This is a genomic window from Clostridioides sp. ES-S-0054-01 (genome assembly GCA_021561035.1).
GTDB lineage: Bacteria > Bacillota > Clostridia > Peptostreptococcales > Peptostreptococcaceae > Clostridioides.
The window spans coordinates 2579223-2603784 of record CP067346.1 but is presented as its reverse complement, the minus strand read 5'-3'; the positions used below and the strand labels follow the sequence as shown (position 1 = coordinate 2603784).

General features: G+C 29.2%; 19 protein-coding genes and 2 pseudogenes. 15 read left to right on the top strand and 6 right to left on the bottom strand.

The features are described from left to right. Positions 1 to 142 precede the first annotated feature (142 nt). Together JJC02_12265 and JJC02_12260 are read left to right on the top strand one after the other, a co-directional pair. Complete coding sequence (locus JJC02_12265; GenBank protein UDN53676.1) at positions 143 to 1285, top strand: alanine--glyoxylate aminotransferase family protein; 1143 nt, start codon at positions 143 to 145, stop codon at positions 1283 to 1285. Positions 1286 to 1303: 18 nt separating this feature from the next. Further along, positions 1304 to 1432 (top strand): annotated as a pseudogene (locus JJC02_12260) (ECF transporter S component). 361 nt (positions 1433 to 1793) lie between these two features. Here the strand turns inward: JJC02_12260 and JJC02_12255 are convergent. Then, positions 1794 to 3797, bottom strand: coding sequence for an alpha amylase C-terminal domain-containing protein (locus JJC02_12255; protein ID UDN53675.1), 2004 nt, complete (start codon positions 3795 to 3797; stop codon positions 1794 to 1796). Positions 3798 to 3949: 152 nt separating this feature from the next. Then, a complete protein-coding gene (recX, locus tag JJC02_12250) occupies positions 3950 to 4588 on the bottom strand; it encodes a recombination regulator RecX (GenBank protein ID UDN53674.1) in 639 nt (212 codons plus the stop codon). Between the two features lie 275 nt (positions 4589 to 4863). Here recX and JJC02_12245 point away from each other — a divergent pair, with 275 nt between their 5' ends. From JJC02_12245 to JJC02_12220, 6 genes and pseudogenes are all read left to right on the top strand, one after another. Beyond that, positions 4864 to 5553, top strand: coding sequence for a nicotinate-nucleotide adenylyltransferase (locus JJC02_12245; protein ID UDN53673.1), 690 nt, complete (start codon positions 4864 to 4866; stop codon positions 5551 to 5553). After that, positions 5554 to 6126: a bis(5'-nucleosyl)-tetraphosphatase (symmetrical) YqeK gene (gene yqeK, locus JJC02_12240; GenBank protein UDN53672.1), complete on the top strand. Its 573-nt coding sequence runs from the start codon at positions 5554 to 5556 to the stop codon at positions 6124 to 6126. Positions 6127 to 6242: 116 nt separating this feature from the next. After that, the gene (gene rsfS, locus JJC02_12235; protein ID UDN53671.1) at positions 6243 to 6593 is read left to right on the top strand and encodes a ribosome silencing factor; all 351 of its coding nucleotides are present in this window, start codon (positions 6243 to 6245) and stop codon (positions 6591 to 6593) included. Between the two features lie 352 nt (positions 6594 to 6945). After that, complete coding sequence (locus tag JJC02_12230) at positions 6946 to 9366, top strand: leucine--tRNA ligase (GenBank protein UDN53670.1); 2421 nt, start codon at positions 6946 to 6948, stop codon at positions 9364 to 9366. An 878-nt stretch (positions 9367 to 10244) separates the two neighbouring features. Then, on the top strand, positions 10245 to 10913 hold the full coding sequence (locus JJC02_12225) for a VanZ family protein (protein UDN53669.1): 669 nt from the start codon (positions 10245 to 10247) through the stop codon (positions 10911 to 10913). A gap of 39 nt (positions 10914 to 10952) precedes the next feature. Further along, positions 10953 to 11033, top strand: a pseudogene (locus JJC02_12220) (VOC family protein). A gap of 202 nt (positions 11034 to 11235) precedes the next feature. Here JJC02_12220 and JJC02_12215 read toward each other — a convergent pair. Then, positions 11236 to 12231 (bottom strand): asparaginase, encoded by a 996-nt coding sequence (locus JJC02_12215; GenBank protein UDN53668.1) that lies wholly within the window; start codon positions 12229 to 12231, stop codon positions 11236 to 11238. A 120-nt stretch (positions 12232 to 12351) separates the two neighbouring features. Further along, a complete protein-coding gene (gene aspD / locus JJC02_12210) occupies positions 12352 to 13980 on the bottom strand; it encodes an aspartate 4-decarboxylase (GenBank protein UDN53667.1) in 1629 nt (542 codons plus the stop codon). Between the two features lie 651 nt (positions 13981 to 14631). On the opposite strand from aspD, the gene JJC02_12205 reads away from it, so the two are divergent. The 6 genes from JJC02_12205 to JJC02_12180 all read left to right on the top strand — a co-directional run bounded on the left by JJC02_12205 (position 14632) and on the right by JJC02_12180 (position 20934). Beyond that, positions 14632 to 15849 (top strand): threonine ammonia-lyase, encoded by a 1218-nt coding sequence (locus tag JJC02_12205; GenBank protein ID UDN53666.1) that lies wholly within the window; start codon positions 14632 to 14634, stop codon positions 15847 to 15849. Positions 15850 to 15943: 94 nt separating this feature from the next. Then, complete coding sequence (locus JJC02_12200) at positions 15944 to 16324, top strand: RidA family protein (GenBank protein ID UDN53665.1); 381 nt, start codon at positions 15944 to 15946, stop codon at positions 16322 to 16324. A gap of 289 nt (positions 16325 to 16613) precedes the next feature. Further along, complete coding sequence (locus JJC02_12195) at positions 16614 to 17096, top strand: PTS glucose transporter subunit IIA (GenBank protein ID UDN53664.1); 483 nt, start codon at positions 16614 to 16616, stop codon at positions 17094 to 17096. 20 nt (positions 17097 to 17116) lie between these two features. Further along, on the top strand, positions 17117 to 17932 hold the full coding sequence (locus JJC02_12190; GenBank protein UDN53663.1) for a PRD domain-containing protein: 816 nt from the start codon (positions 17117 to 17119) through the stop codon (positions 17930 to 17932). 52 nt (positions 17933 to 17984) lie between these two features. Further along, positions 17985 to 19535, top strand: a complete 1551-nt coding sequence (locus JJC02_12185) for a PTS transporter subunit EIIC (protein UDN53662.1) — start codon at positions 17985 to 17987, stop codon at positions 19533 to 19535. Between the two features lie 46 nt (positions 19536 to 19581). Continuing rightward, on the top strand, positions 19582 to 20934 hold the full coding sequence (locus JJC02_12180) for a 6-phospho-alpha-glucosidase (GenBank protein ID UDN53661.1): 1353 nt from the start codon (positions 19582 to 19584) through the stop codon (positions 20932 to 20934). 211 nt (positions 20935 to 21145) lie between these two features. Here JJC02_12180 and JJC02_12175 read toward each other — a convergent pair whose 3' ends face one another. Further along, positions 21146 to 22546, bottom strand: a complete 1401-nt coding sequence (locus JJC02_12175) for a multidrug efflux MFS transporter (GenBank protein UDN53660.1) — start codon at positions 22544 to 22546, stop codon at positions 21146 to 21148. A gap of 3 nt (positions 22547 to 22549) precedes the next feature. Continuing rightward, entirely contained in the window at positions 22550 to 23458 is a 909-nt protein-coding gene (locus JJC02_12170; protein ID UDN53659.1) for a TetR/AcrR family transcriptional regulator, read from the bottom strand. Between the two features lie 260 nt (positions 23459 to 23718). Between JJC02_12170 and JJC02_12165 the strand changes: the two genes are divergently transcribed. Continuing rightward, the gene (locus tag JJC02_12165; protein UDN53658.1) at positions 23719 to 24366 is read left to right on the top strand and encodes a M15 family metallopeptidase; all 648 of its coding nucleotides are present in this window, start codon (positions 23719 to 23721) and stop codon (positions 24364 to 24366) included. The last annotated feature ends 196 nt before the right edge of the window (positions 24367 to 24562 follow it).

Genomic DNA, 24562 nt, shown 5'->3' with positions numbered 1-24562 from the left:
TAAACAATAATATATCTAATAGACTGATATTATTCATGTTAGAAAATGTATCGGTACAATTCTAAAAAAGTATAAAATTGTACCATATAAAATGAAAATTTTGTATAATAATCGTATAGAAAATAAATAGGAGCTGATATATATGAATAAGAAGATTAATTATGCACCAGGACCAACTGAAACTAGGGAAAATGTAAGATTAGCAAGAGCAGAAAAAACAACAAATCCAGATATAGATATTGATTTTGTTGAATTTTATAAAAAGACATGCGAGAAGTTTGGCAATATAGTTGGAACAAAAAACGATGTTTACATATTGAGTGGTGAAGGAATATTAGGGCTTGAAGCAGCATGTGCATCACTTACCGAAAAAGGAGATAGAGTACTTGTAATTGACAATGGTATATATGGAGAAGGTTTTAAAGATTTTGTAACAATGTATGGTGGGGAGCATGTGCTTTTTTCAAGTGAATATACTAAAAGTATAGATATTGATGAATTGAAAGCATTTTTAGATAAGGATAGTAATTTTAAATATGCAACAGTAGTGCATTGTGATACTCCAACTGGTGTATTAAATGATGTAAGCAAAATATGTCCATTACTTAAGGAATATGGAATATTAACTGTAGTTGATTCTGTAGCAGGTATGGTAGGAGAAAGATTAAGTGTAGATGAATCTAAAATAGATATAATATTAGGTGGTTCACAAAAAGCTATTTCTGCACCAGCAGGACTTACTATAATTGGAATAAGTCAGGATGCAAAAAATTGTATAAAAAATAGAAAAACTGATGTAATAGGTTTTTATTGTAATTTAAATATATGGGAAGGCTATTATGAAAAAAAATACTTCCCTTACACGATGCCAATAAGTGACATAATGGGGCTTGATAAAGCACTTGATAATATATTAGAAGAAGGAATAGAAAACGTATTAAATAGACATGAAAAAATAGCTTATAGTGTTAGAAAAGCTATTGAGGAATATGGTCTAGAATTATTTTTAGAAGAAGGGTATTCTAACACAGTTACAGCTATAAAAATTCCTGAAAGTATAGGAGCTTTAAAGCTTACTGATTACATGCTTAAAAATTATAATACACTTGTTGCAACATCACTAAATCAATATATGGATACTATTTTAAGAATAGGTCATATGGGAGAAAATGCAAATTTAAATAAAATAGAGCATGTATTAAATGTTTTGGATAAAAGTTTAAATGCATTAGGATTTAAAGGAAATGGAAATTTGTTAAACTTATTTAATAAGTATTATTTTTAATAGATAGGGGTATATAGCATGGAAGTTACAACTAAGCAAAAATTTACAACGAAAGACATGCTGGAAACTTCCCTATTAATAGCATTAGTATTTATTGCAACTAAATTTATAAATATAAGATTACCAATATCTATAAATGGTGGCTTGAGTATTTAGGAACTGTTAAGATGAATATAATACCACAAATTAAAAGTTGGAAATTATAGAACTGAATGTAAAAGATAGTTAAATAGTATTAAACCAAATTAGCCAAATAACATTTTGTATTTAAATTGTTATTTGGCTTTTAGTGTTTATTTTAATATGAGTGTTATATACTAGAAAAACCAACAAACTGTTAGAGTGTGGATTATCATAATGTCATATTCGGGAGCTAAAAGGCTTAATACTGATTTGTCAATGTGTCTTTTTAGCATGTTGAACAGGTATATTGCCATGCTTTCATTATTTTATTTTTTTGCCTTATACTGGACTACATTTGCAGTTTCCTAATATATTTGGCTCATATTTAAATACCATTATCTAAAAGTACTATTGCTGTACGAGAGGCAATAGGCATTTTAGAAGAAGGAGGAGTTGAGCTAAAGTATACATCATAATCTCTTAAGTTTTCTTTTTTTGTGTTTCCTCCAAACTCTACCATATCAGTATTTAATATCGTTTTGTAGTTTGTATTTTGAAACTTTGAAATATCAACTGATTGTATTAGATTAGGGTGGAAATTAAATATAAATAAATATTTGCCCTTACTGTACACCAAAATCTTTTTATCATTATCCATATGTATAAGTTCATGACTATTTTGGATAAAAATATCACTGTATTTTGTAAGTTCGAGCATAGATTTATCAAAACTTAATAATTGTTTATACTTTAAGTTGTTATCTCCTGAAAGGCTCCATTGTCTTCTGGCATACTTATAGCTCCAATTATTGCCTTCTCGTGGAAAATCAATCCATTCAGGATGCCCAAATTCATTTCCCATAAAATTTAGATACCCTTCACCTGCTAGAGAAAAAGTTATTAATTTAATTAGTTTAATAAGAGACATTGCTCTATTGATAACATGATTATTTGAGTTTATTTCCATGTTCCAGTACATTTCCTTGTCAGCTAACCAAAAAATAATTGTTTTATCGCCAACCAATGCTTGGTCATGAGATTCACAATATCCTATATTTTTTTCACCAGGACGTCTAGTTGTAAGCTCATACCACATTTTACCCAAATCCCAGTTTTCATCAGATAAGTTAGAAATAGTTTTTATCCAAAAATCAGGCACTCCCATTGCAAGTCTATAGTCAAATCCAATTCCGCCATCTTTTATAGGTATACACATACCAGGCATTCCGCTCATATCTTCTGCGATACTTATTGAATTAGGTTTAATTTCTTTTATCAATTCATTTGCAAATTGGAGATATGTTATAGCTTCAATATCTGTATTCATACTAAAATATTTTTCATAACTATCAAATGAAACTCCAAGACCGTGGTTATGATACAACATTGAAGTTACACCATCAAACCTAAAACCATCAAAATGGTACTCATGTAACCAAAATTTTATATTTGAAAGCAAAAAATGTATTACCTCAGGTTTACCATAGTTAAAGAGCTTTGTACCCCAAGCAGGATGATTTCCCTTTGAACCTGAATGGAAGAATTGATGTTCACTTCCATCAAACTCATTTATTCCCTCCAAAGTATTCTTTACAGCATGAGAATGAACTAAATCTAATAAAACAGCAATTCCCATAGAATGAGCAGTATTTATGAGATTTTTTAAGTCTTCAGGAGTACCAAACCTAGAGGAGATTGCATAAAAGTTTGAAACTTGATACCCAAAAGATGCATAATATGGATGCTCCATAATAGCCATAAGCTGAATGGTATTGTAGCCAGCTTTTTTTATCTTAGGAAGTATTTTTTCAGTAAATTCATTATAAGTTCCAATAGATTCGCTTTCAGTAGACATACCTATATGACATTCATAGATTAGTGGAGAAGTTATGTTTTTTAAGTCAAAATCATTGTCAGTCCAGATAAATGGAGTCTTTGGTTGCCATATTTGTCCATTAAATCCACCAAAATCTTTTTGAATTACTCTTTTTATATATAATGGTATACGGTCAAATGTTTTTCCATTTGCAGTAACTTGTAGCTTTACCTCTGATTTGTGAGGCAAGCTATTTTGACCAGGAATAAATATTTCCCAATTACCAGAACCAATTTTTTTTAGAAGATGAGATTTTCTATTCCAATTATTAAAGTCACCAATTAATGATAAACTATCTGCATTTGGAGCCCATTCTCTGTAAAACCATCCATCATTTGTTTGATGAAAGCCATAATAAAGATGAGCATTTGCAAAAGAATTAAAATCTTTATAGTTGGTTAATAGTTTTGCTTTAACATCTTCATAATGTTTCATTCGTTTTTTTATGTCAGATTCAAATGGTTGTAAGTATACATCAATGTCTAAAATTTTAAATTTTTTTTGACTTTTCATTTTATTTCTCCTCCATAATAAATATTACATCTAAAAAATAATATTTATCTCATACTATCTTCTCTATATAATTGATATATATTATATAATCCTAATAAAAAGCTTAAAACACCAATAATTAATTTCATAATTTACCTCCTTAGTATTTACACTTATATATCGTATTCATCAAAATTTAAAAGTTTGTTCAAAACTCTTTTAATAATATCATAATCAAAGCCTTTATAGGAAAGATGTTGAGAAATTTTTTGATATATTTTCTTTTTATCTTCTTTCTTTACCCTTTCAAATCTTTTTTTTGCTAGATACATAGCATTTTCAAATTCAATATCCTTATCTAATTCAGATACTGCTTCATCAATTGTACTTCTATTGATACCTTTATTATATAGGTTTTGCTTAATTCTATTTTTACCACATTTATTTAAGTTAACGTTTGTGTTAACTATTTTTTGAGCTAATATGCTATCATTTATTAGATTATAACTTTTAAGAAAATCCATAACCCTCTCAATTATGTTTTCATCAAATTCTACTGATAGCTTTTCTTTTATTTTTTTTTCAGATTGGTCAGCATGGGATAAAATGTTTAGTGCTTTATTTTTAGCTTTTATATACATCTCATCATCTAAAATGGTTTTTAATTCCTCCTCATTTATTTCATCCCCTTTTTTTAAATTAAATGTATAAACAAGTTCTTTAAATATAGCAATAAAAAATTTATCATCTACATAAATATTAACTCTATCATCCTTTCTTTTTTGTTGTTCTATTTTTGTAATTATACTCATAAATCCTCCTTTTTTATATGTAATTATATTAACAAAAGCAACTAATCAAATTTAACAAAAAACTTATATTTATATGTTATATTTTATCAAAATTAAGACAAAATAGTAAAAAGTTATTTTTATTAAAAAGTAAAGTAAAGTCATGTTAAATAATTATTTTTTAAAGTATTTTTTAGCATATAAATATAATTATATACCCCAAAAAACAAATTATAAGCTTTAAGAAATAAAAAATAATGGTACAATAGTATTATAACATTAAAAGGAGACAAAATATGAGAAGTGAAAATCTAGTTAAGATGGCAGAGTTGAAAAATACTGAAAAACTAGAGAAATTTAATCGCCATAAAGGCAAAATTAAAATAGGTATATTGGGAGGTACTTTTGACCCTATACACTATGCTCATTTAGCAACAGCAGAATTTATTAGAGACAAGTATGACATTGACAAAATTATCTTTATACCATCAGGAAATCCACCACATAAATTATGTATCACTACAGACAAGTATGATAGATATAATATGACACTTCTAGCAACTGAAAGCAACGAAGATTTTTTAGTTTCAAAAGTAGAAATCGAAAGAAAAAAAAGGACTTATACAATAGATACATTAAAATACTTAAAGAAGAAATACAAAAATGCAGACATTTATTTTATAACAGGTGCAGATGCGATTTGTAGTGTTGAAGAGTGGAAAGATGTAAAGAAAAACTTTGAGTTAGCTACTTTTATAGCTGCAACTAGACCAGGAATTAGTTTGTTAAGGTCACAAGAGACTATAGAAAAACTAACTAAAAAGTATAATGCTGACATTATAACAGTTTATGTTCCATCACTGGATATATCGTCCACATATATAAGGGAACAGCTAAATGAAGGCAAGTCAATACGTTACTTAGTACCCGAAAATGTAGAAAATTATTTATATGAAAATAAACTATATCAATATGGAGATGATTAAATGAACTTAGAGAATATTAACCAGAGACTAAATCAAATGCTACCAATGGGGAGGCTTAGCCACTCAAAAAATGTTGCAAAATGTGCTGAAAAATTATGTGAGATTTATGGATGTGACAAAGAAAAAGCTTACTTAGCAGGAATGATTCATGATTGTGCAAAGTATTTAAGTGACAAGGAAATAGAGGATTATGTCAATAAGTATGAAATATATTTAGACCCAATAGAGGATGGAAACCGTTCATTGTCTCATAGTGTAATTGGGGCGTACATATGCGAGTATGAGTTTGAAGTAGAAGATGAAGATATTATAAATGCAATCAAATATCATACAACAGGAAGAGAGGATATGTCTCTTTTAGAAAAAATAATTTACATAGCTGATTTAATTGAAGAAGGGAGAAAATTCCCGGTTGTAGATACATTAAGAGAATTAGCATATGGAGGCAAGCTTGATGAAGCACTTTTAACTTCTTTTAATAATACTTTAATGTTTGTCATCAATAAAAAAGAAGAGATACATCCAAGAACAATTATGGCAAGAAATTATCTAATTAAAGAAAAGTTATTATAAAAAACCTATATAAAGGCAAACATATTAATAAATTTAAAGTTGACTATGTTACAAAATCGTATTAATATGTTACAATAACTAAGTGCATTTTAATTAGGAAAGTGAGGAATTTTTATATGACAGTGGAACAAATGACAAAAATAGCATATGATGCCATAGAAGATAAATTGGGTCAAGATACAGTTATAATAAATATAGGAAAAGTTTCTAGTTTGTGTGATTATTTTATTATTACTACAGCATCTTCTCAGAGACAGGTAAAAGCTATTGCTGATAATGTGGAAGATGAATTAGCAAAACTAGGATTAGAACCAAGAGGTAAAGAAGGACAAGGAACTCAAACTTGGGTGCTTCTTGATTATGGAGACATAATGGTTCATGTATTTAATGAGGAAAATAGAGGGTTTTATAATTTAGAAAAATTATGGAAAGATGCTCCTTATATAGATGTTGACACATTAGCATAAACATGATAATATATGTTATTATAATTAGAAAATTTAAAAAATTATATTAAATTGAATAGACTAGAGCAGTAAAAGATTATATTTTTTCAGAGAGTTAGTGGTAGGTGAGAACTAATATTATGTAACTTTGAACTTACTAGATTAAAATCTATTCTCCATAGCTGGATTAAAAGCTATCTAAGAGGGTCTATATTAATGTAGGCTAATTAGGGTGGTACCGCGAAGATTTATCCTCGTCCCTAAACGTAAGTTTAGTGACGAGGATTTTTTATTTTCAAAGAATTATTTGGAAATTATAAGTAAATAATACTAAATAAGGTAATTATACACAACTAAAAATAGGAGGTAAAATATGAGCGTATATAATTTTAAAGAAGTAGAGTCGAAATGGCAAAAAATTTGGAAAGACAATAACCAATATAAAATGGATACTGCACAAACTGAAAAACCTAATTATTATACACTAGAAATGTTCCCTTATCCATCTGGAAAGATACATATGGGACATGTTAGAAATTATTCTATAGGTGATGTTGTTGCAAGATTCAAAAAAATGGAAGGGTATAATGTACTTCATCCAATGGGATGGGATTCTTTTGGTTTACCAGCTGAAAATGCAGCTATAAAACATGGAATACATCCACATAAATGGACAATGGAAAATATAGAAGAAATGAAAGAGCAATTAAATTTATTAGGGCTTAGTTATGATTGGGATAAGGAAGTTGCAACTTCAACTCCAGAGTACTATAGATTCACTCAAGAAATATTTTTGAAGTTTTTAGAGCATGGGCTTGCATACAAGAAGAAATCTTATGTTAACTGGTGTCCTTCTTGTGAAACTGTTCTTGCAAATGAGCAAGTTGTTCAAGGAGCATGTGAGAGATGTAAAGCAACAGTATTAAAGAAAGATTTGGAACAATGGTATTTTAAGACTACTGAATTTGCAGAAGAATTACTTAATGACTTAGATACATTAGATGGATGGCCAGAAAAGGTTAAAACAATGCAAAAAAATTGGATAGGTAAAAGTACAGGAGCAGATTTAGTTTTTGATATAGATGGAACTGATAAATCTATGACAGTATTTACAACTAGACCAGACACAACTTATGGAGTTACTTATATGGTACTTGCTCCAGAGCATGAATTAGTTAAAGAATTGGTTGCAGGGACTGAATATGAAGCAGATGTTGAAGCTTTTGTTCAAAAAATGCATACTATGACAGAAATAGAAAGAACAGCAGCTGATGTAGAAAAAGAAGGAATGTTTATAGGTAGATATGTTATAAATCCTTTAAATGGCAAGAAAGTTCCTCTATGGATAGCTAACTATGTATTAGTTGAGTATGGAACAGGTGCTATAATGGCAGTTCCAGCACATGATGAAAGAGATAGAGATTTTGCTGAAAAATATAATTTAGACATAATTGATGTAATAACAGAAGATAACAAAATGATAAACTCAGAAGAGTTTAATGGATTAGATGCTTCAGAAGGATTTGAAGGAATAATAAATAAGTTAGAAAAAGAAGGTAGAGGAAAGAGAACAATTAATTATAGATTAAGAGACTGGTTAGTTTCAAGACAAAGATACTGGGGTTGTCCTATACCTGTAGTTTATTGTGATGAATGTGGAATAGTTCCAGTTAAGAAGGAAGATTTACCAGTTCTTTTACCAACAGATGTTGAATTTACTGGAAAAGGAGAATCTCCACTTACTACTTCAAAAAAATTTATGTCAACAACTTGTCCTCATTGTGGAAAACCAGCTAGAAGAGAAGTTGATACTATGGATACATTTGTTGATTCTTCTTGGTATTTCTTAAGATATGTGGATAGTAATAATGAAAATGAACCATTTAGTAAAGAATTAGTTAATAGATGGCATCCAGTAGACCAGTATATAGGTGGAGTAGAACATGCTATAATGCACTTACTTTATGCAAGATGGTTTGTAAAAGCATTTAAGAGCATGGGTATGATAGACTTCGATGAGCCATTTAAAAACTTACTTACTCAAGGAATGGTTCTTATGGATGGCTCTAAAATGAGTAAGTCTAAAGGTAACACAGTATCTCCTATAGATATAATAGATGAGTATGGAGCAGATACTGCAAGACTTTTCGTATTATTTGCAGCACCACCAGAAAGAGATTTAGACTGGTCAGAGCAAGGTGTCGATGGATGTTTTAGATTCTTAAATAGAGTTTATAGATTGGTTGATGAGTTAGCAGATGTGGTTAAAAAGGATGTAGAGTTTGGAGAATTAAATTCTCAAGATAAAGATATGAGATATACTATACATTCTACACTTAAAAAAGTTACTGCTGATTTGAGTGAAAAATTCGGATTTAATACTGCTATATCAGCTCTTATGGAATTAATAAATGATATGTATAAATATAAAGAGTTGGATAATATAAACGAAGCAGTTATAAAAGAAGGTGTACAAACTATAGTAACTATAATTGCACCATTTGCACCTCATTTAGGTGAAGAATTATGGACTATGATAGGTAAAGAGGGAAGTGTATTTGATATAGACTGGCCTAAATATGATGAAAAAGCTTTAGTAAAAGATGAAATAGAGGTTGTTGTACAAGTCAATGGAAAAGTTAGAGGAAAATTAACTGTTAACTCAAATATATCTAAAGAAGAGATGGAAAAAGTAGCTTTAGAAGATGAAAAAATAAAAGGATTAGTTGAAGGTAAAACTATAGTTAAAGTTATAGCTGTACCTAAAAAATTAGTAAATGTAGTTGTTAAATAACTCAAAAATATAAACAAAAATATAAATTTATAAAATAAATGAGGCTGTCTCAAAATAGAGATAAGCCTTTTTTTCATTGTTGAAATCATGAAAATAGATTTGATTTTATACAAAAAATGATTAAAGAACTAAAAAGTTCATTCTTATACACCTTAATTGTTGTTTTAAACATTATTATAATTAATATTAAATCGCGTTAATGTATTAAGTGGTATGTAAATCATTCAGTTTCTAAAGTGTTGTTCATGGAGGAACTACTCTAAGTTTAGACGAAAAAATATAATTATTGTATTTTTGAAATTTTTTTTATATAATAAAAATAGACAAAAAAGGTGCGTATCTATGGCTTTATCTGAAACACCCAGACAACGAAATTCAGATTCATATAATAGCTACCATATTTCTAAAAAGGAACTTGCAAAAAAGATAGGCGTTTCCACTTCCCAGTTGATTAAAATTATCAGCAGGAAAACAAGGATGGTCAGCAGCGTTATTCTAATGGGTGTCTTGATATATCCAAGTTGGGATTGTCTGAGAATGTTATCAAAGAACTTGTGATAGGTGCAGTAGATGTGGAGATTCTCAACCGTCTTATGGAGCATAAAAACTTCCAACGCCTGATAAATCTGATACGGATTTATTCTCAGAATATGGTTGCTTTGGGAGATATGGAGCGTAACCAGTTTATTGATATGGTGACCATTTTTTTCTAATTTGATGAAAGAATCCCCAGAATACCATACAGAAGTAAGACAGGAATTAACTGATGGTATAAAATGCTAAAGGTAATTTTAAGAATTTTGATAGAATGATTTTAAGATTTATCTGCTATTTTGTTTTTTAGAAATAATTGAAATGTTATGAGGAGGTATGTACAAATGGAGATTGTATCAAATAATCAATCAGGTGTAGAAATTCAACTCAGTCTGTTTGAAGCTATCAAAGATTTATTGTTAATTAATCCTATTTTCTTGTTGGGAACTATCTTGATTGGTATTTCCTTAGTTGTAATATTCAAGAAAAATAGTGATATTCCAAAGGTCAAAACATCTATTTTATCACTGGCAATGTATTATTACTTATGTGTAGCACTATCGCATATTGTTGGTATCCCTACACTCAGTGAATGTATAAGACTTTCACAGTTAGGAGAAACGTTCTTTAATCCAAACATAAATCTTATTCCTTTTAGTGATGGATTTAGTTTGAGCTTTATTTTGAATATTTTACTTTTTGTCCCATTAGGTTTTTTATGTCCGCTTATCAGCAAAACTTTTGAACGTTTGAGAAATACATTCTTGATTGGTTTTGGATTATCTCTCTTTATCGAAACTATTCAGCTTTTTACGTTACACAGAGCAACCGATATAGACGACTTACTCACGAATGTAATTGGAACAATAATAGGCTATTTCTGCTTCAAACTGATTGCTAAATTGCGAATTGTAAAACTACATTCAGATGATGACTCTATGGAACAGGATTACACAGTATGTATTCCGATTGCCATTATAATAGTTGCCCTTATATTGGGATTTTTTAGTTAAGTTCCAAATAGCTAATTTGGGAATTATGGAGGTCATTAAGTGAATAAAATTACTTTTATATATTTAGGCGTAAAAAGTATGGAGAAGTCAATTAAATTTTATAGAGATGGATTAGGATTTTAGATTACAAACTTCCAGTTTACCAAGGAGATAGCAAAGTCGTGTGTCAAAGGGTGACCATTTAGAAATCCAGACAATATAACAGACAGTATGTTACCTTTTACAGGAGCATACTGTCTGTTATGTTGTCAACATCCCATTTTATGGTTTGTGTGTAGTTTCTTGTAAACTGAACTAAATAATTAAATAGAAGCTATTTTGTTTAACAATAGATTCCTTTTTCAAAGAAGTCTTTGATTTCATCAAGGTTATCAGTTTTTCCAAGTGCTAAGATAAGTTTTATTCTAGCTTTTTGACCTGGAAGGTCTCCACCAAATATACATCCAAGGTTTTTTAGGTCTCTACCAGAACCAAAGTAACCATAACTATCGAACACTCTACCTGAATGGCATCTAGAAACTATAACCACAGGAAGTCCTTTTTCTCTAGCATATTCAACTCCAGAAAGCATTTGAGGAGGAACATTACCTCTACCCATTGCCTCAATAACTATACCCTTATATCCACTATCAACAGCAAATCTTATAAAATCAGCATTTTCTCCTACATATGCTTTAAATAAAGCAACTTTAGATTCTACCTTATCAGTATCTATAATTGTTCTATTTACAATATCTCTTGTAAGGACAAGTTCATTGCAGTCAATTATTCCCAATGGGCCACTAGTTAGAGATTTAAATGTATTTAGAGAAAGAGTATTTGTTTTAGTAGCTTCAGAAGCTAACAATACTTCATTATTTAAAACTACAAGGACACCTTTGCCCATAGCATCTTTGGATACTGCAGTACAAACTGATGCAGATAAATTACTTGAACCATCATATCCAAGTTCAGAGCTACTTCTCATAGCACCTGTCACTATTACAGGTTTGATATTGTCAATTGTAAGGTCTAGAAAATAAGCTGTTTCTTCTAAACTATCTGTACCATGTGTTATTACAACTCCTGTAATATCTTCTCTTGCTAATAAATCATTTACATAATTTTTTAATTCCATCATTCTATAAGGTGTTATATGAGGTCCTGGAATTTCATCAAAGTTAAAAACTTCAACATCTGCAACTTTATCAATGTTGGTAACCATTGATAATATTTGTTCACCTGATAAAGTTGGTATAGCAGCTCCGACTTTATCATCTACTGTCATGGATATAGTTCCACCAGTAAAAACTATGGCAACTTTTTTCTTAATACTCATACTATTCTCTGCCTTTCATAAATAAAATTTATAATTCCGATAGGATTATATCAAAAAAAGTAGTTAAGGTCTACCTAAACTCTTTTATTCATATAATTTAGATATTTCAGTGTAATATAATTATTTTTTAATTTTTTGCCATTCAACAATATAACCATTTAGTATTTCTCTTATGGCTTTTCCTATCTTAGTGTAAGCTTCATCATATAAATTTGCTAGAGATATTCTAATTGACCATTCAGGGCCATAGAATCCATTTCCACTTAGTAAAACTACTGAATAGTCATTAGCTAATTTATAAAGGACATCTACTGGAGATGCATTCTTACTTATAAATTTAAATAAATCTTCTCCGTAGTTTAATTTAGCCCATTCCTCAATATCAAACTGAGTATAATATGCAGCATTATTTTTATTTTCATTAATTGGAAGTTCTAAGGCTTCAAATAATAGTTTTTGACGCCTATGGCAGATACTCATATTGAGTTTTTTGTAAGCATCAACTTTGTCAATCAATGCAAAGGCAGAGAAAAATGCCATTTGTACTTGCTGTGGAGTAGAAAGACCAGCAGTATGGTTAAGAGCAACAAGTCTACTATCAGCAACAACTCTTTCCATAAATGAAAGACTAGAAGGATTAAGACTCATATCACTGTAACGCTTATCAACAGATTTTTTTAGCTCTCCAGTTAAATCATTTATTTTCTTATCAAAAACATTTTTCTTATGAAGTGCAAATGTACCAAGTCTCCATCCTGTAACTCCAAAATATTTTGAATAAGAATAAACTCCAACAGTGTTGTAAGGTAGTTTTGACATCAATGATGAAAAATCTTCTACAAAAGTTCCATAGACATCATCCGATATTATCATTAAATCCTTATTATAATTTTCAATTACATCTATTAGATTATTACAAGATGTCTCATCCATAGCTATAGATGCAGGATTATTAGGGTTAACAACGAATAAAGCTTTAATAGATTTGTCACGAAGTTTCTCTAATTCTTTTTTAGTATACTGCCATGTATGAGCACCTTTTTCGTCAACTTCATTAGCATTTATATTTACAACTTTAAAGTCATAACGAGGAAGATTAGGTATTTCAAGATAAGGTGTAAATATTGGAGTCATTAAGGCTATGGTATCACCCTTTTTTAAAAGTTCATTTGCCATTAATGAATCAAATATATAACACATAGCAGCTGTAGCACCTTCAACAGCAAAAATCTCTACATCACCATATTTACCTGATATATCGTATTTCATTTCTTGAACTAGGTAATCGTGTACTATTTTTTCCATATGAGGTAACATTCTATCTGGAAGTGGATAATTATCACCAATAATTCCATCAGCTAGTTCATGAACAAATTCATCTCCATCAAATCCAAGTTCGTTTATACCAAAGTTTATAATATCTCTAGCTAAATATGCTCCTGGCATATCTATATTTTCATTTATAAATTTAAAAAATCTTTCTTTAATACCCTTTTTTTGAGGCATTCCAGCCAAGTGACCTAAATCCCAATTAGAACGAGTTTCAGTAATGGCAAAGTGACCAAAAGTAAAAAAGGCTTCTCTAGCAGTTGAACAAGTCCAGTTTGGATTTCCACGACCTGCATCAAGTAATTCCCTGTTATTTTCTTTTGCGGTGTATTTTGCGATATCTATTAATTTGTCCTTAAATTCAAAAGGGCTTATTTTTCCATATATGTTTTTGATTTCTTTATAAGTATGATTTTTCATTTTAAATTCCTCCTTATGTAATAAGTTTCACATTTTTATAATAAAATAAACAAGTTGGCAAAATGATTATACTTTAATTATAATAGGTTTATAGAAAAAGTAAAGTATGAAATTAAAATAATAGCTGTATTTAACCTTATTAAATATGTATTAAAATAAAAAATACTTTTTAATAAAAAATGATTGCCATATAAAATAAATCTTCAATTTAATTAGCATCTTGGTTTTTTATTTTATTAATATGTATAGTTTTCTAATTTTGAATAAAAATAAAGTAAAACTTTCTTTTATATTGAAGTTGTTTAGTAAGACGTATATTTTATTATTTTGTTAACATTAATAATGTTAAATAAAGTAAAAAAAATAGATTTTGAATAAATAAAATAATATAAAATACAAATTTTAACAAAAATAATAAAGTATATGTTGTTATTTTGATAAAAATGTAAAAAATATTTTTATATTATCATTTAATGTAATTTAAATTAATTGAAGATACATATTTATTGTATTCAATTATTGTATTTTTAGGTTTTTTGTGATTAATTAAAAAATTATAAAAATCGTTTACATGTTGATTTTTCAAAAAAAAAGATATAGAATTATATAGAAAGTAATAAACAAAAATTGGATTTACGGGAGTGGAATAAAATGATAAATGTTACCTTAACAGATGTAAAAAAAGCTAGAGAGACCATTAAGGACATAGTTAAAAAAACTGATTTACTTGAAAGCGTTAAACTTAGCGAAAAAACAGGTGCGAAGGTGTTCTATAAATGTGAAAACCTTCAAAAAACGGGTTCTTTTAAATTAAGAGGAGCTTGTAACAAAATAGCAAGTTTAACAGATGAAGAAAAGGCAAATGGAGTTATAGCTTCAAGTGCAGGAAATCATGCTCAAGGTGTTGCATTAGGGGCAAAAATGACTGGTATAAAATCTACAATAGTAATGCCAGCAACTGCACCTTTAGCAAAAGTTAGTGCAACTAAAGGTTATGGTGCAGAAGTAGTTTTAAATGGTACGGTTTATGATGATGCATATGCAAAAGCTGTTGAAATACAAAAAGAAACAGGAGCAACTTTCTTACATCCATTCAATGATAAGTATGTTATAGCAGGACAAGGAACTATATCTCTTGAGATTTTTGAACAATTAGACAATAAAGTTGATACTATATTATGTCCAGTTGGTGGAGGAGGTATCATCTCTGGTGTTGCTGTTGCAGCAAAAGCTCTAAATCCTAATGTGAAAATAGTTGGTGTCCAAACTGCAAATATACCTTCAATGAAAGAGTCAATAAAAAATGGAAAAGTAACAACAGCATTTAATGATACTACAATAGCTGATGGTATAGCTGTTAAAACTCCAGGAGATTTAACTTTTGAGATAATAAATGAATTAGTTGATGAAATAGTAGTGGTTGAAGAGACAGAAATTGCAGAATCAATATTATTTATGATGGAAAGTCAAAAGATAGTTTCAGAAGGTGCTGGAGCTGTATGTACGGCTGCTATATTAAGTGGTAAGTATGTACCAGCAAAAGATGAAAATGTAGTTTGTATAATATCTGGTGGTAATATAGACATAAATACATTATATAGAATAATAGGTGTTGCTTTAGCTAAAGAAGGAAGAAGATATTCATTTAGTACAATTATGGAAGATAAACCAGGAAACTTTGCTGAATTAACTAGAATAATAAGTGAGAATGGTGGAAACATTTTAAGTGCTAATCAAGGTAAATTATCAGCAGGGGAAGCTCTAGGAAAACAAAGTGCGGAATTTATATTAGAGACAATAGATTATGAACATATAGCTAGAATAAAGAAAGCTATAGAAGAAAAAGGTTTTAAAATTATAGAATTATAATGAAAAGTGTATATAATATATAAGAAAAATAGTATAATAGTGTATGAAGATACATTTTATATGTATTAGATTAACGAATTAGGAGGATTTTAAAATGAAACATGAAGTAATACATACTAATGATGCACCAGCAGCTTTAGGACCATATTCTCAAGCTATAAAAGCTGGAAATTTATTATTTGTATCTGGACAAGTTCCTCTTGTACCAGAGACTATGGAAGTAGTTGAAGGAGATGTACAAGCTCAAACTGCTCAATCTTTAAAAAATCTTAAAGCTATATTAGCTGAAAGCGGAGCTGATTTTTCAAATGTAGTTAAGACTACAGTGTTTATAAAAGATATGAATGAATTTGGAGCTATAAACGAAGTTTATGCTGAATATTTTGGAGAAAATAAACCAGCAAGAGCTTGTGTAGAAGTTGCTAGATTACCAAAAGACGTTAAAGTTGAAATAGAAGTAATAGCTGTATTATAAGAATACAATACTTTTAATTTAAAAAGGCTGAAGCACTATCTTCTAGTGATTCAGCTTTTTTATATAAAAAATAAATCATAAGCTTAAAAAGCTATGATGAATATTGTCGAGTTAAAAAATAAAATTAAAATAAATATTGCAATATTTTTGAGAAGGTTTTATAATGAATATATAATTTGAAACGTGTAACTATTAAATTAGGCATGAGTTCTTGGATATTTTTATCTTTAGGATTCATGCCTTTTTTGTATTGAAAGTTAAAAAATTTATTTAATAAGGAGGAAATACTGTGTTAAATTTTTTCAAGAAAAATAAAGACTATAAAGTACATGCAGTAGTGAGTGGTAATAGCATTAATATTGAGAAAGTAAACGATTCCGTGTTTTCAAAAAAGTTAATGGGAGATGGAATTGCAATTATTCCTAATAGTGATGTTGTTGTAGCTCCTTGTGATGGTAAAGTAACTGTGCTTACAGAGTCAAAGCATGCATTTGGTATGGTTTCAGATGAGGGAGTTGAAATATTAGTCCATATAGGAATTGATACAGTTAATTTACAGGGTGAAGGATTTAAAAATGAAGTGTCTCAAGGAGATATTGTTAAAAAAGGTAATCCAATAATAAGTTTTGAAAGAGAAAAAATAAATTCTAAGGGAATTGATTGTACAATAGTAATGGTTGTGTTAAACCATAGTGAATTCTCGAAAATAAATTGCATAGTAGAGAATGAGGTTGTTGCTGGGCAAGATACTGTTATTGAAATTATGAAATAATAGGAAGGGATTAATTCAATATGAGAGTAGTAAAAATCTTTAATAATAATGCACTATCTACGGTAACTAACGACGGAAAAGATGCTATTTTACTAGGTCTTGGTATAGGTTTTAATAAACGTCCAGGAGATAAAGTTAATGAAGATAAAATAGAAAAGATTTATTATGTTCAAGACCATATGCAGACGAAATTCTTAGAATTGTTAAAAAATGTTAGCCCAGAAGTGATGGATGCTTCGCAACAAATTATAAGTCTTATACCAGGAAATGAGGGGAAGTTTAATAATAAAGGAATATTATCTTTAGTAGAACATATTAGTTTTGCAATAGATAGGATGAAAAATAATGTTTTTTTACCTAATTTAATGCTTTTGGATATAAAGATGATGTATTCAAAAGAATTTGAATTGGGAGTAAAAGCTTTAGACATTATATACAAAGTATGTCATATCCATTTGCCTGAAGATGAAGCAGGTTACATAGCTTTACATTTTGTTAATTTACAATCAAATGATAATTTGGCATATGATACTTTAAAATTTGTAAAAGGTAGTGTGGATTTGATTAAAGAATGTTATGGATTAGAATTAGATGAATCTAGTTTAAGTACATTACGTTTTAGAACTCATCTTAAATTTCTTGCCCAAAGAATTTTTAAGAATGAAATTTGTCAGGATGATAAAATGCTTGAGATGTATGATTATTTAATTAACAATCATCCTAAAAATAAAGAATATTTAGAAAAGTTAAATGTATATATTGAAAAAGAATTTAGATATAAATTAGATAAACCTGAAAAAATTTATTTACTACTACACCTAACAAAAATATTATAGGAATGAAATGAATTAATAATAGAAATATATATAATTTTAGGGGGGTATAAGATTGAAAGAGAAACTACTTGGAGGATTGGAAACATTTGCAAAAGCAATGGTTCAACCATTAATGTATTTATCAAGTGCAGGGATATTAATGGTCGTAGGGGTACTACTTACAAACGATATGCTATTAGGAGTACTTCCGTTTTTTAAATGGGAACCAATTCAAATATTTGGAAACTTAATTTATAACTGTATAATGGCTATTATTAATAATCTTGCTGTTATATTTGCTATAGGTATTCCAGCTGCACTAGCAAAAAAAGAGAAGCACAAAGCAGCATTAATAGGCTTTATGAGCTATATAATATACCTTACAGCGTCTAATACTATGTTGACCTCACTAGGTCAACTAGCGAAAGAAAGCAAAATGCTTGGATTGATAGGGACTGGACAAGCTACTATTTTAGGTATTCAAGTTGTAGACACAAGTGTATTTGGTGGAATTATTTTAGGGTGTATAGCTGGATATGTATTTAATCGTACAAGTAGCAAAACATTTAAAGGAGCTTTACAGATATATTCTGGAGCAAATTTTAGTTTTATATGTATGTTCTTTGTATCTATTTTAATTGGCGTTGTGAGTAACTTCATATGGCCATTAGCCCAACAAGGAATAGCCTCTCTTGCAAATGTCATCAAAGATACAGGTACATTTGGTTTATTCTTATATGGCTTTTTAGAGAGAATATTAGTACCAACTGGGCTTCACCATTTAATCTATACACCGTTTCAATTCTCTGATTTAGGAGGAGTACTTAAAGTTGGTGCAGATACAGTTTCAGGAGCTTATGCTATAGTTATGACAGAAATGAATTTACCAGTTGAGCGCTTTTCAGATAGTATATACTACATGGCAACTGGATTTACAAAGATGTTTGGCTATATAGGTATAGGAGCTGCATTTATTTATACTGCATATAAGCAAAATAAAAAGAAGGTCAAGGCAACGATTATTCCACTAATAATTACAGCAGTATTAGCCTCTGTAACAGAACCATTAGATTTTATGTTTGTATTCTGTGCACCACTTTTATTCTTTGTACATGCAGTTATAGCTGGGCTTTTTATAGCTTTATTAAAAATATTTGATGTTACTGCATTATGTGGAGGTAACTTATTAGTGTCAATTATAATGAATACTACAGTAGGTATAGAAAAAACACACTGGCCAGTAATGATGATATTAGGGCTTGTACAAATTATTGTATACTTTGTAGTATTTAGTTTCTTAATTAAGAAATTTAATTACAAAACACCAGGTCGTGAAGATGAGAGTACAGCGACAGACAAAGGACAATCAAAACCACTTAATTTAGATACAGATATAGAAAATATAATTGATGGGTTAGGTGGAAAAGAAAATGTTAATACAGTAGAAAATTGTATTACTAGATTACGTGTTAATGTAAAAGATGAAAGTAAGATTAATGAAGATATAATTAACTTAACACCAAACAGTGGAATTGTAAGGAAAGGAAAAGATATACAAATAATTTTTGGGCTTCATGTGCATGAAGTAAGACGTGCAGTAGAAGATTTTTTAGAAGCTTATTAAAGATACATATAATTTATATAGAGTTTATAGAGGAGGAATAATTATTATGATTATTACTATTGTTGGTGGAGGAAGTACATTTACTCCAGGTATTGTTAAGTCGATTGCATTAAGAGAAAAAGAGTTAGAGCTTGATGAAATTCGCTTATTCGATATTGATAAAGAACGTCAAGATAAAGTAGCTGTAGTTGTCGACTGGATATTAAAAGAAGATGTTAAAACAGATATTAAACTAACTGTAACTAATTGTGAAAAAGAAGCTTATACAGATGCTACATTTATATTTGCACAAATGCGTGTTGGTAAATACGAAATGCGTGAGCAGGATGAAAAAATTCCATTAAAATATGGTTGTGTGGGTCAAGAAACTTGTGGTTGTGGGGGGATGGCATACGGACTTCGTACAATACAACCAATGATAAAGGTTATTGACGATGTAGAAAAATATGCTAAAAAAGATTACTGGATATTAAATTACTCTAATCCTGCTGCAATCGTTTCTGAAGCTTGTCGTAAGTTAAGACCAAAGGCAAGGATTATAAATATCTGTGATATGCCAATAGCTATTATAGATATGATAGCTGGGTCATTAAATATCAATGACGTTCATAATATACGCTATGATTATTTTGGTCTAAATCATTTTGGATGGTTTACTTCAATAGATTATAAACATAGAGACTTAATGGAAGAGATTAAGGAATACATAAAAGAAAATAAAATATTACTACCAAAATCTTATATAGAAAACTTAAATAAAAGTCGTAGTACAGGAAATCGCCATGCTGTAAGTAGCTGGATACATGTTTGGGAATCTGTTTATACAATGTTAGAAAGTTTCCCAAAATATTTGCCAAACACTTATTTAACATACTATCTTTTAAGTAAAGAAACAGTGGAACATTCAAATATAAATCGTACTCGTGCAAATGAAGTTATGGAGAGCCGTGAAAAAGATTTATTTGAAGGTGTGAGACATTACTTAGAAACTGGAGAAATTTCTGAAAAAGCATTTTATGCAGGCTCACATGGAGATTGGATTAGTGATTTGGCAGTTTCAATTAAAAATGATACACGTAGTCGTTTTTTAGTTATAACTGAAAATCGTGGAGCTATCCCAAACATGCCATATGATGCAATGGTAGAAATTCCAGCATACATTGGTAAAGATGGTCCAGAAGTTATTGCTCGAGGTCCAATACCTCTATTCCAACAAGGATTAATGATGCAACAACTCAACAGTGAAAAATTGATAGTAGAAGCTTATATTGAAAATAGTTATGAAAAAGCTTTACAAGCATTTACATTAAATAAAACTGTTCCAAGTATGAATGTCGCTAAAGAAATTTTGGATGAAATGATAGAAGTTAATAAGGAATATTGGCCAGAATTAAGATAGAAGGGTAGAAGAAAAGGTTTCTACTTAATATTTGGGTATGTTTTTCGAGTCTTTTACCCTATTAATTGGAATGGTAAAGATAAATGAGTGTTTAATATAGGTGCTATATAGGAAAAATATAGAATAATTAAAAATGTACTGGTTAAAATAAGTGAAAAGGAGTTATCACAGAGCAAACTTAGATTGTTCGTATGACAACTCCTTTTTTATATTAGTTTCTAACAATTTGATGTTCTTTTATAAAACATATAGAGATAATTAAACCAATAAATGCAAGCGTAGCAGCTGTTGAAAATGCAACATCCATTCCGTGTATGTTAGACAGAATAGCTGAACTCATATGAGCTTTTTTAGTGGCAGCAGTCATTATAGTAATAAGTACAGCAGAGCCTATAGCGCCGGATATTTGTCTGAGTGTACTATTGATTGCTGTAGCATGAGAAATAAGCTCTCTGTCTAGGGTTTTAAGTCCCCATGTAGTTAATGGCATTAGAACTAGTGAAATACCAATCATACGTATACAATACATCAGTGATACATAAATTAAAGATGTATCTTGACCTAAAAAAGCAAAAGATAAAGTTCCTAAAAATAAACAGCCAGTTCCTAATATTGATAAAGCTTGAGGTCCGTATTTATCTAAGTGACGACCTGCAACTGGATTTAATGCAACCATCAATATAGCACCAGGCAACATTAATGAACCTGAAGATAATGCAGAAAATCTCCTTACAGATTGAACGTATAGAGGAATCATTAATGTAGCAGACATCATTGAAGCATATACAATCATAATTAATACTGTAGAAATTAGGAATGGTTTGTTTTTAAAAACCCTCAATTCTAAAAACGGTTCTTTAGCTTTTAATTGACGTAGTGTAAATAAAATTAATGATATAATTCCTATAATTATTGGTAAATATGTGGCAATATTAGTCCATCCATAATTACCTTGATTAGTAAATCCAACCAACAAACCACCAAAACCTAGAGAAGATAGTATTATTGAAGGTATATCTAATTTTAGTTTTTGAGCTTCTCCAACATTTTTTAGTAGAATAAATGAAAGTATAACATCTAATACAGCAATAGGTGAAAGAAGTAAAAATAAACTATGCCAACCAAATGAATCTACTAACCATCCAGATAAAGTTGGTCCTATAGCTGGAGCAAATCCTACTGTAATACCGACTAAACTCATAGCTGAACCACGTTTTTCAACAGGACATAAATAGAGTATAATGACCTGTAACAGTGGCATTAAAGAACCAGAACCTACTGCTTGTAATACACGAGCAACTAGCATAGTTGAAAAGCTATTAGAAAAAAGTGCAATGACACATCCTAGAGAAAATATAGTCATTGATGTAATGAATAATTTTCTAGTACTAAATCTATTTATTAAATAAGCTGTTGTGGGTACAATAATACCTGCAATAAGTAGATAAATTGTTGTTAACCACTGACCGACATCAGCAGTAATTTTAAAATCTGACATTATATTAGGTAATGCTGTTGATAATAGTGTTTGACTAAGAGAACTTATAAAAGCACCAGTCATTACGATTGCTATTATTAAATTTCCTTTTTTATTGTTACTTTGGGTTTCCATAATTTATAACGTCTCCTTTTTTAATTGATTTTTAATGCTGTTCAATAAAAGTACCTTTGGTCTCAAAATGTCTTCTTTTTCTAAGTATGTAATCATTGCATCCATAATTAAAGAATCATATTGCTGGTTTTTGCCCTCGATATATAATTTTTTTGTTGCTTGTAGTAACTTAGGGTTTTCAAGGAGATAAGTGTCCGTTTTGATTAGCTCTTCTATATCTTGTATCGTTTTAAAAAATAGCGATTTATTATGAATGGAAAAGTAAGCTTCATCTTCTTGTTCATGTAAAAACATTGATTTTTTAATTAAAGGGTTTAGATTATCCATATTTTCTACAACTAAATCTAGAATTTGTATAGTAAATTTAGCAATAAAGTATACATTTATTTCTCTTTTTTGTACATGAATAATGTATATAAACTGGTGAATTAGAGCATCTAATAAGAAAACTAAATCAAATATGATGTTTTCTATTTTATCCCCATAGTTATCGAATAAGCTGAGCTTGTATTCATTCAATAAGTTAGCTCGGGATTTTTTTTGCAGTTTACTTGTAGCCTTACGTTGCACTTCAGAAAAATTTTCTCTTATATAGGTATTTATGGTAGTTCTAGAAAAAATATTTCCCCATACAGCAATTATCTTTCTATTTAACTTCTCAGATGATGGAATGTCATTATTTTCATTGATGGAATGTATAATTTCTAAAAACTTTTCGTCATAATAATTGATTATTTCGCAGATAAAACTTTCCTTAGTTTCAAAATGCTTATAAAAAGTAGCTTTAGACATTTTACACTCTTTTACAATATCTAGTATTGAAGTATTTTGAAAACCTTTTTGGTCAAAAATTCTTTCTGCAATAGTTATAATAAGTCTTTGTTTGTCTGTCACTTTATTATCTCCCTTCATACAAAAACATTAAGTACTATATAGTACCTATAAGTTTCTATAAATATATTATACATCATTTGGAAAAAAAATCAATATATGCACTATAATATGAAATTTTTGAAAAATTTGTTGTTATTTTTAATCGTATAAAGAAGAAACTTAAGAGTTTCTTAAGAATTGTTTAAAGAAATTGCAATAAATTAGTGGTATGATTATAATGTGAGAAAAAGTGTCTTAGAATTTTTCTGTATCAAATTCCAATTATGGAGGTGTAGTATATGAAAAAGAAAATTTGTGTAGCCATAATTTTTGCTCTATTTATAGTTTTTGTAAAAATGTTTATTGATAGTTCTAGTGAAGGAAGGAAAATTATGGCATATGAATTAAGTAAATACAGAAGAGGCGTAAATGTATTATCAATAAATAATATTATAGTAGCAAATAAAAAATACAGTTTACCTGAAAACTATTCTCCTCAGGAAAATAGTGAAGCGAAAGATGCTTTTTATAGAATGAATAAAAATGCTCAAAAATCAGGATTAAATTTAAAAGCTTTTAGTACATATAGAAGCTATGAATATCAAGATAGATTATTTAAGTCATATGTAAAAGAACATGGAGAAAAAGAAGCAAATAGATTTTCAGCTAAACCTGGAGAGAGTGAGCATCAAACTGGACTTGCTTTTGATATTGGAGGAGATGACCAGTCTTGTTGGGCAAATAAAAAGTTCAACAATACAAAAGAAGCTAAGTGGTTGTATGAAAATGCATATAAATATGGTTTTATACTTAGATATCCAGAAGGTAAAGAGCATATAACAGGATATATGTATGAATCTTGGCACTATAGATATGTTGGAACTGAACATAGCAAAAACTTTGCAATGAATAACTTGACTTTAGAAGAATACTTACATATAAATTAAGAGATGGTTTGTTAAAATTAGGTTAAAATAAAAAATAAACTAGACTATTAATTGTGTAAAGTGATATAATGTAAATACAATTTAAGATAACTACTCGAAGGGGAGTAGCTTACACGAAAGTGGTAATTAATCGTCAAGACAGTAGAAATACTCGGTTAATTAGCAAGGAATTCCTTGATAGCAAGACCTTCAAAAT

What these genes read in the sequence shown, in the direction of transcription:
- JJC02_12265 (UDN53676.1), top strand. Translation starts at nt 143, where the DNA reads ATGAATAAGAAGATTAATTATGCACCAGGACCAACTGAAACTAGGGAA.
- JJC02_12255 (UDN53675.1), bottom strand. Translation starts at nt 3,797, where the DNA reads ATGAAAAGTCAAAAAAAATTTAAAATTTTAGACATTGATGTATACTTA.
- recX (UDN53674.1), bottom strand. Translation starts at nt 4,588, where the DNA reads ATGAGTATAATTACAAAAATAGAACAACAAAAAAGAAAGGATGATAGA.
- JJC02_12245 (UDN53673.1), top strand. Translation starts at nt 4,864, where the DNA reads ATGAGAAGTGAAAATCTAGTTAAGATGGCAGAGTTGAAAAATACTGAA.
- yqeK (UDN53672.1), top strand. Translation starts at nt 5,554, where the DNA reads ATGAACTTAGAGAATATTAACCAGAGACTAAATCAAATGCTACCAATG.
- rsfS (UDN53671.1), top strand. Translation starts at nt 6,243, where the DNA reads ATGACAGTGGAACAAATGACAAAAATAGCATATGATGCCATAGAAGAT.
- JJC02_12230 (UDN53670.1), top strand. Translation starts at nt 6,946, where the DNA reads ATGAGCGTATATAATTTTAAAGAAGTAGAGTCGAAATGGCAAAAAATT.
- JJC02_12225 (UDN53669.1), top strand. Translation starts at nt 10,245, where the DNA reads ATGGAGATTGTATCAAATAATCAATCAGGTGTAGAAATTCAACTCAGT.
- JJC02_12215 (UDN53668.1), bottom strand. Translation starts at nt 12,231, where the DNA reads ATGAGTATTAAGAAAAAAGTTGCCATAGTTTTTACTGGTGGAACTATA.
- aspD (UDN53667.1), bottom strand. Translation starts at nt 13,980, where the DNA reads ATGAAAAATCATACTTATAAAGAAATCAAAAACATATATGGAAAAATA.
- JJC02_12205 (UDN53666.1), top strand. Translation starts at nt 14,632, where the DNA reads ATGATAAATGTTACCTTAACAGATGTAAAAAAAGCTAGAGAGACCATT.
- JJC02_12200 (UDN53665.1), top strand. Translation starts at nt 15,944, where the DNA reads ATGAAACATGAAGTAATACATACTAATGATGCACCAGCAGCTTTAGGA.
- JJC02_12190 (UDN53663.1), top strand. Translation starts at nt 17,117, where the DNA reads ATGAGAGTAGTAAAAATCTTTAATAATAATGCACTATCTACGGTAACT.
- JJC02_12180 (UDN53661.1), top strand. Translation starts at nt 19,582, where the DNA reads ATGATTATTACTATTGTTGGTGGAGGAAGTACATTTACTCCAGGTATT.
- JJC02_12175 (UDN53660.1), bottom strand. Translation starts at nt 22,546, where the DNA reads ATGGAAACCCAAAGTAACAATAAAAAAGGAAATTTAATAATAGCAATC.
- JJC02_12170 (UDN53659.1), bottom strand. Translation starts at nt 23,458, where the DNA reads ATGAAGGGAGATAATAAAGTGACAGACAAACAAAGACTTATTATAACT.
- JJC02_12165 (UDN53658.1), top strand. Translation starts at nt 23,719, where the DNA reads ATGAAAAAGAAAATTTGTGTAGCCATAATTTTTGCTCTATTTATAGTT.